This is a genomic window from Streptomyces sp. NPDC127190 (assembly GCF_042672505.1).
Taxonomy (GTDB): Bacteria; Actinomycetota; Actinomycetes; order Streptomycetales; family Streptomycetaceae; genus Streptomyces.
Map to the genome: position 1 here is coordinate 375,865 of NZ_JBHXVE010000003.1, position 6,514 is coordinate 382,378.

Annotated in this window: 10 protein-coding genes; 4 read left to right on the forward strand and 6 right to left on the reverse strand. The window is 74.0% G+C overall.

The features are described 5' to 3' along the window. Positions 1-14: 14 nt before the first annotated feature. Both ACFVIU_RS07460 and ACFVIU_RS07465 read left to right on the forward strand, forming a co-directional pair. The gene (locus ACFVIU_RS07460; RefSeq protein WP_385841206.1) at positions 15-374 is read left to right on the forward strand and encodes a rhodanese-like domain-containing protein; all 360 of its coding nucleotides are present in this window, start codon (positions 15-17) and stop codon (positions 372-374) included. Then, a complete protein-coding gene (locus tag ACFVIU_RS07465; RefSeq protein WP_385841207.1) occupies positions 371-1,117 on the forward strand; it encodes a sulfite exporter TauE/SafE family protein in 747 nt (248 codons plus the stop codon). Before ACFVIU_RS07460 ends, ACFVIU_RS07465 begins: the two co-directional genes overlap by 4 nt. Before the next feature lie 15 nt (positions 1,118-1,132). On the opposite strand, the gene ACFVIU_RS07470 is transcribed toward ACFVIU_RS07465, so the two are convergent. Continuing rightward, positions 1,133-1,420 (reverse strand): metal-sensitive transcriptional regulator, encoded by a 288-nt coding sequence (locus tag ACFVIU_RS07470; protein WP_385841208.1) that lies wholly within the window; start codon positions 1,418-1,420, stop codon positions 1,133-1,135. 95 nt (positions 1,421-1,515) lie between these two features. Here ACFVIU_RS07470 and ACFVIU_RS07475 point away from each other — a divergent pair, with 95 nt between their 5' ends. Beyond that, entirely contained in the window at positions 1,516-2,103 is a 588-nt protein-coding gene (locus ACFVIU_RS07475; protein WP_385841209.1) for a rhodanese-like domain-containing protein, read from the forward strand. A gap of 16 nt (positions 2,104-2,119) precedes the next feature. On the opposite strand, the gene ACFVIU_RS07480 is transcribed toward ACFVIU_RS07475, so the two are convergent. The 5 genes from ACFVIU_RS07480 to ACFVIU_RS07500 all read right to left on the reverse strand — a co-directional run bounded on the left by ACFVIU_RS07480 (position 2,120) and on the right by ACFVIU_RS07500 (position 4,868). Continuing rightward, positions 2,120-2,248: a hypothetical protein gene (locus tag ACFVIU_RS07480; protein ID WP_385841210.1), complete on the reverse strand. Its 129-nt coding sequence runs from the start codon at positions 2,246-2,248 to the stop codon at positions 2,120-2,122. A gap of 55 nt (positions 2,249-2,303) precedes the next feature. After that, the gene (locus tag ACFVIU_RS07485; RefSeq protein ID WP_385841211.1) at positions 2,304-2,489 is read right to left on the reverse strand and encodes a hypothetical protein; all 186 of its coding nucleotides are present in this window, start codon (positions 2,487-2,489) and stop codon (positions 2,304-2,306) included. A gap of 166 nt (positions 2,490-2,655) precedes the next feature. Then, the gene (locus ACFVIU_RS07490) at positions 2,656-2,904 is read right to left on the reverse strand and encodes a hypothetical protein (protein ID WP_385841212.1); all 249 of its coding nucleotides are present in this window, start codon (positions 2,902-2,904) and stop codon (positions 2,656-2,658) included. 132 nt (positions 2,905-3,036) lie between these two features. Then, on the reverse strand, positions 3,037-4,479 hold the full coding sequence (locus ACFVIU_RS07495; protein ID WP_385841213.1) for an MFS transporter: 1,443 nt from the start codon (positions 4,477-4,479) through the stop codon (positions 3,037-3,039). Positions 4,480-4,547: 68 nt separating this feature from the next. Continuing rightward, positions 4,548-4,868, reverse strand: a complete 321-nt coding sequence (locus ACFVIU_RS07500) for a hypothetical protein (RefSeq protein ID WP_385841350.1) — start codon at positions 4,866-4,868, stop codon at positions 4,548-4,550. Between the two features lie 310 nt (positions 4,869-5,178). Here ACFVIU_RS07500 and ACFVIU_RS07505 point away from each other — a divergent pair, with 310 nt between their 5' ends. Beyond that, on the forward strand, positions 5,179-6,414 hold the full coding sequence (locus tag ACFVIU_RS07505; protein WP_385841214.1) for a trypsin-like serine peptidase: 1,236 nt from the start codon (positions 5,179-5,181) through the stop codon (positions 6,412-6,414). Positions 6,415-6,514 lie beyond the last annotated feature (100 nt).

Consider the following 6,514-nt stretch of genomic DNA (forward strand, 5'->3'; position numbering starts at 1 on the left):
CAGGAGCGAGAGAAATGAACATCTTCCGAGGCCGCGGCGGCCCCGGGGGCGCGACCGTGCAGGAGGCGGCCGCCCGCACCGGGCATGCCGCCGGGAGCGACGGCACGGCCGTACTGCCCGGCGTCCGCGAACCCCACGAGCGGCAGGCCGGGCGCGCGCCGGGTGCCGGTGCCGGGCTGCCCTCGGTGGCGCAGGCCGGGCCCGTCGCGGTGATATGCCGCTCGGGCAACCGGTCCCGGCAGGCCGCCGGACTGCTGCGCGCGAGGGGCGTCGAAGCCGTCGACGCCGTGGACGTCGTCGGCGGCATGCCGGTCCGGGCCGCGGCGGGACTGCCGACGGTGGACGGGGACGACAGGGCAGGGACCGTCACGTGAGCGCGGTGGTGCTGGCGCTGGTGGCGGGGGCCGTCATCGGTCTCGCGCTCGGCGCGCTCGGGGGCGGCGGCAGCGTCCTGGCCGTCCCCGCCCTGATCTATCTGCTCGGCTTCACCCCGGTCGCGGCCACCACCGCCAGCCTGGTCATCGTCAGCGTCACATCGGGCACCGCGCTGTTCGCGCATGCCCGCGACGGCCGGGTCCAGTGGCGTACGGGGCTGTTCTTCGCGGCGGCCGGGATCGGGCCGGCGATGCTCGGCGGGGCGCTCGCCGGGCGGCTGCCGGCCGCCGCCCTGACCGTCGCCTTCGCCGGGGTCGCGGTCGCCGCCGCGCTCCCCATGCTCCGGCGCCGCCCGGCGCCCGGAGCCTCCGCGCCGGTACGGCCGGGGCGGGCGGCGGCGGCCGGGGCCGGGCTGGGCACGGTCACCGGCGTCCTCGGTGTCGGCGGCGGCTTCCTCGCCGTCCCCGCGCTGGTCAACGTCGTCGGCCTGCGCATGCGGGCGGCGGTGGGTACCAGCCTGCTGGTCATCAGCGTCAACTCGCTCGCCGCGCTGGCCCTGCGCGCCGGTACGGCGAGCGGCCTCGACTGGTCCCTCATCGGCCCGTTCGCCGGGGCGGCGGTGCTGGGCGCGTGGGACGGCAAGCGGCTGTCGGCGAAGCTGCCCGGAGCCGCGCTGCAACGGGTGTTCGCTCTGGTGCTGCTGGCCGTGGCCGGGTTCATGCTGGTCGACGCGGTGGTCTGAGGCCCCCCGCCGGCCTCACGCCAGCGACAGGAAGAGCTTCTCCAGCCGGGACCGCATCTGCTCCGAGTCCTCCCCCGTCTTGCGGCCGGACTCGATGTCCGCCACGCACTGCTGGAGCCCGGTGGCGATGATCGCGAAACCGGCCCGGTCGAGTGCCCGCGAGGCCGCGGCCAGCTGGGTGACGACCTCCTCGCAGTCGCGGCCCTCCTCGATCATCCGGATCACCCCGGAGATCTGGCCCTGCGCCCGGCGCAGCCGGTTCAGCACCGCCTTCAACGACGCACCCTCAAGCTCCAGTTCCACGATCACTCCTCCACAGCAATACCCCTAGGGGTACTGTACGTCCCGAATCGGGACGACGACGACAACCTCCGGCCCTCACAAGGATCACAGCTGTCATGACACCTCCCGTCACCCCCAGCACCCTCACCACCGACCAGGCCCACGAGCGACTGCACGAGCTGACCGTCATCGACGTACGCACGCCCCGCGAGTACGCCTCCGGCCATCTGCCCGGTGCCCTCAACATCCCCCTGGACCGCCTTCGCCGCGCGCTGCCGGAGATCCGGCAGGCGGCCCGGCGCGGCGAGGTCCTCACGGTGTGCGCGTCCGGCGCCCGCTCCGAGAACGCCTGCCGCATCCTGGCCGAGCAGGGCGTACCGGCCGCCACCCTCACCGGGGGCACCAGCGCGTGGGCCGCCGAGGGGCACGATCTGCACCGGCCCGCGGCCTGCGCCACGCGGGCCGGCTGGAGCATGGAACGGCAGGTCCGCTTCACCGCGGGCACGCTGGTGCTGCCGGGGCTGCTCCTCGCCCTGCTGGTACACCCCGCCTTCGCGTTGCTCTCGGCCGGTGTCGCGGGCGGCCTCGTCTTCTCCGCCCTCACCGACACCTGCGGCATGGCGGTCCTGCTCGGCAAGCTCCCCCACAACCGCCCCCGCACGGCCGACCTGGACGTGGCACTCGCCGCACTGCGGGCCCGCTGAGAGCCGCCCCGCACGCTCAGGGCGCCGCCGGTTCGACGGCGACCGCGGGGTGCCGTTCGAGAGGGTTGCGGCCCGTGCAGTGCGAGGCGACTGCCAGCAGTGCGGCGCGGCGCCGGTCGTCGCGTTCCGGCGGCGGGACCGCCACGACGCGCATGGAGGCGACACGGGGCGGTCGGCGCCGGCCATGACGAACTCGGTGCTCACCCGGAGCCCCGCGCGCGGCAGACCGTGAGGTCGAGGCAGCGGCCGGCGCAGAAGGCGAGGCACGCTGCCAGGGCGGCGGCGAACAGTGCGGTGGGGGTCGGCCCCGTGTCCGGGCCGCCCGCCTCGGGGTGGCCGGCCGGCCCGGAGGCGGTGCCCGCGGACATCGACGGCGCAGGCGTCACCGGCGACACGGGTGGCAGCGAGCCGGTGTACCTCGGCGCCGTGCGGCTGGGCGGTTGCGCTCTGCGGTGGGACACCGGTCGCGGCCGGGCCTCTTCCGCCGGGGGCAACGAGAGACGGGCGGGGTACGACGGCAGGCCGACCGGCGCTGCCCCGCGGCCCCGCGCGTCAGCGGTGGTCGTCGGCGGCTTCCGCCACTCCGAGGAGCAGCCGGGCCAGGTCGCGTGCCTCGTCGGGGGTGAGCGCCGCCCACACCCCGGGCTCGCCGCCGCAGTCCTCGCCCACGTCCAGGGTGATCCGGCCGACGGCCCGGTCCGGCAGGCCGAGGTGGAGACGTCGTACGGCGATCCTTCGCCCGCACGTGGTCACGAGGTGTTCCTCGGCCGGGTGCGGCTGGTCCGTGTGCGCCGTTTCCATGGGTCCCACGCTCCTCCACCGGTCGTCCCGGCGGCCGCCGGACAGGACGGCCCCCATACCCCTGTGGGTACAGCCGGGTACACAGAGCAGCGCCCGGTGCGCCGGAATTGTTCCCGTGCGACGGTCCCGGGCTCACACGCGGCGAGGGCGGCCGCCCGGGCTCAGCCATGCCGAGGCGACGGCCAGGGCGGAGGCCGCCAGGAGGGTGCCGGCCGCCCATCGCGCGCCGTGCTGCCCCCCGCCGCCCACCAGGTGCAGGGCGAGGGTGACGAGGGCGACGCCGAGCGCGGTACCGAGTCCGCGGGTCATGTTGAGCAGCCCCCCGCCGGTCCCGGAGCAGCGAGCCGGGATCGCACCCATGATCATGGCGTTGTTGGCCGGGGTGAAGGTGCCCAGCCCCAGCCCGGTCAGCACCAGCAGGGGCACCAGCCAGCCCGTGGTGAGCGGTACGACCAGCAGCGCGGCCACCGCCAGGGCGAAGAGGGCGGCCCCGGCCAGGCACCGCTCGCGGTCCGCCGACACGGACGGCAGCAGCCGGTCGGCGCCGGTCGCGGCCAGCGCGAACCCGGCGGGCAGCGCCGTGAGCACCAGGCCCGCGGTCAGCTCCGAGGAGCCCCGCGCGGTGAGCACGACCGGCACCAGCACCAGCGGCCCGAACAGCACCAGATAGCCGCTCAGCGCCCCGAGCAGCCCGAACGCCACCGCCCGCACTCGCAGCAGGGCCAGGTCCAGCAGCGGCGCCGCGGCCCGCTGCTGCCTGCGCACAAAGGCCCAGCCGGCACCGGCGGCCGCCGCGAAGAGCAGGGCCACGCCCCAGCCGGGCACCGCGAGGCCGGAGGCCGCGGACACGCCCATCAAGGCGCTCGTGCTGGCGACCGCGAGCAGCAGCAGCCCGGGCCAGTCGAAACCGGCGGCCTTCGTCCGGGCCCGGGTGCGCGGCAGCAGATAGTGGCCGCTCACCAGGGCGACCAGGCCGACCGGCACGTTCACCCAGAACACCCATCGCCAGCCCAGCGTCGACACCAGCACCCCGCCGACCGTCGGTCCCAGCGCCAGTCCGAGGGCCTGGGCGGCGGCCTGCACGCCCAGCGCGCTGCGCATCCTCCCGCGCGGGGCGCTGGTGGTCACCAGGGCCACGCTGTTGGCCTGCATCAGGGCCGCGCCGGCCGCCTGGACCACGCGGAAGGCGACGAGCGCGAGCAGCGTGGGGGCGAGGCCGCAGGCGGCGGAGGCGAGGGTGAAGACGGCGAACCCGTACAGGTACAGCAGCTTGCGGCCGTGCGCGTCGGCGAGCCGGCCGGCGGGCACCAGCAGCGCCACCAGGGTGAGCAGATAGGCCAGGGACACCCATTCCACCGCCGCCAGCGAGGTGTGGAAATCGGTGCGCAGGCTGCCGTACGTCAGCGTGACGATGCTGGCGTCCAGCTGGCCCATGAAGGCGCCGAAGCAGACCGTGCCGACGGCCAGCCACCAGCCGTTGGGCCGCGACCTTATCCCTTCGGGCCGCGGCCGCTCGGCGGTGAGCAGTGCGGCCCAGCTCCTGGTGGGCGGGTGGGGACTCGTACGGGTGGCCATACCCCCAAGATTACAACGGTCACCGAAATATTCTGCCAGCGACCTATCCGCCTCCCCGGCAGCCGCCGCTATGCACCCGCGGGCCCGTCGAGGAAGCGCAGCAGTACGGCGGCCTCCGCGCGAAGCCGTGCGGCCCGGTCGGCGTGCGCGGGAGCGGTCAGGTGCGCCGCGGCCGCCAGCCGCTCGGCAGCCTCGGCGCGCACGACGTCCACCACGCCGCGCTCGCTCAGCTCGCGCCGCGCCGCTTCGGTGACGCCGACACCGACCGGCGTGTGCTCGAGGGCCGAGCCGCGCGGCCCGGTCTCGTCGACGGGCACCGCCTCGGCGTTGTCCAGCGCGGCAAGGGTCGCGCGCAGAGCGCTCACCGCGGCCTTGTCACGGGCACGCATGGCTTCGGGCAGTGCTTGACGCATACGAAGACGCAAAGACATTCCGGTGACCTTAGGACGTCACCCCCGGACCCACAACGCAATACCGGGGCCCGCGGCCTCCATGACGTACGCCCCGACTCGCTCTCCTGACACCCCGTAACCATGCGGGCGGTCCGAGGTGACGTCATGTCACGGAAGGATTTCGGTCATGTAGCTCTTGTGTACGGCCGTCCCCCCATGATCTTTCCGCGTCCGCGCCCGTGCATAGTGGGGTGGCTCCAGCCAAGCCGGAGCATGACAAGAATCAGCCACAGGGGGACCCAGCTCCATGCCATTCATACGCCGCCGCGGCATCGCGGCCGCCGCCGCCGTGATCGCCGCGGTCATGGTGACCACCACGGCCTGCAACAACAAGGACAGCGAGGGTGCCAAGGCGTCCGCCTCGTCGTCGCAGGGGGCGGGCCAGAAGGATCCGGGCGTCGACACCGGAGAGGACGGCGGGACGTCGCTCGGCGGCTTCAAGCTGCCGGCCGGTGTGCCCACCCAGCTGACCGGCCAGGCCATGCAGAAGTGGAAGAACGGTGGCTGGAAGGACTTCAGCCACTGGAAGTCCCGGGCCGAGGATTTCACCAACCCGTACATCAAGGACTTCTGGACGCCGGAGCGGGTCGCCAAGGCCGCGGCCAGCATTCCCGGGGTCACCGTGGCGCGCAACACCAGCACCGGTGGCGGCCGCCGCACGTACATGTACGCGCCCGACGGTCTGGTGAAGCGCAAGGCCGCCACCCGGGTCGCGACGACGTACCACCACTACGCGGCGCCCGTCGGCAAGCTGTTCTTCAGCACGCCGCAGGGTGACATGGTGTGCTCCGGTGCGGTGGTCACCGACCCGGCGCACCCGGGCAAGTCCAACCTGGTGTGGACGGCAGGGCACTGCGTGCACGCGGGCAAGGGCGGCGGCTGGTACCGCAACATCGCCTTCGTTCCGTCGTTCGACAACACCGGCCGGTACAACATCAGCCAGGCCGGACAGAACATCCGCTCCAGGGCCGTCTCGCCCTACGGCATCTGGTGGGCGGACTGGGCCACCACCTCCGGGACGTGGATCAAGGGCGGCGCCCACGAGGGGACGGTGGCCTCGGCGTACGACTACGCCGTGATCCACGTGAAGCCGGAGAGTGGCCACAAGTCCCTCCAGGAGAGCATCGGTTCGGCGCTTCCGGTGTGGTTCAACGCCCCGGCCGCCAACAAGATCAAGAACATGAAGGTGCGCGGCTACCCCGCGGAGTCCCCGTACGACGGCTCGAAGATCTACGACTGCCGTGGCGCGACCAAGCGCGCGGTGCTCGGGTACAGCTACCCCAGCTCGTACCCGGCGCAGTACATGATCGGCTGCACGATGAACGGCGGCGCCTCGGGCGGCCCCTGGTTCATGAGCCACAACGGCCGTACGTACCTCGTCTCCAACAACTCCCTGAGCGACCGCCGGACCTACGTCACCGGTCCGCGCCTCGGCGCGAACGCCAAGGAGGTCTACCTGGCGACCAGCCGGAAGTTCCGGTAAGCCGACGCGACGCGACGCGGGCCCCCCCCGGCTGCCCGCGCGGGCCGGCCGGTGGGGGGGGCGCGCGCGCCCCGGGCTACTAACCGTGGCGCGGGGTGTC

Coding starts and splice junctions, on each gene's coding strand:
- ACFVIU_RS07505 (WP_385841214.1), top strand. CDS start 5,179: ATGCCATTCATACGCCGCCGCGGCATCGCGGCCGCCGCCGCCGTGATC.
- ACFVIU_RS07490 (WP_385841212.1), bottom strand. CDS start 2,904: ATGGAAACGGCGCACACGGACCAGCCGCACCCGGCCGAGGAACACCTC.
- ACFVIU_RS07475 (WP_385841209.1), top strand. CDS start 1,516: ATGACACCTCCCGTCACCCCCAGCACCCTCACCACCGACCAGGCCCAC.
- ACFVIU_RS07495 (WP_385841213.1), bottom strand. CDS start 4,479: ATGGCCACCCGTACGAGTCCCCACCCGCCCACCAGGAGCTGGGCCGCA.
- ACFVIU_RS07500 (WP_385841350.1), bottom strand. CDS start 4,868: ATGCGTGCCCGTGACAAGGCCGCGGTGAGCGCTCTGCGCGCGACCCTT.
- ACFVIU_RS07460 (WP_385841206.1), top strand. CDS start 15: ATGAACATCTTCCGAGGCCGCGGCGGCCCCGGGGGCGCGACCGTGCAG.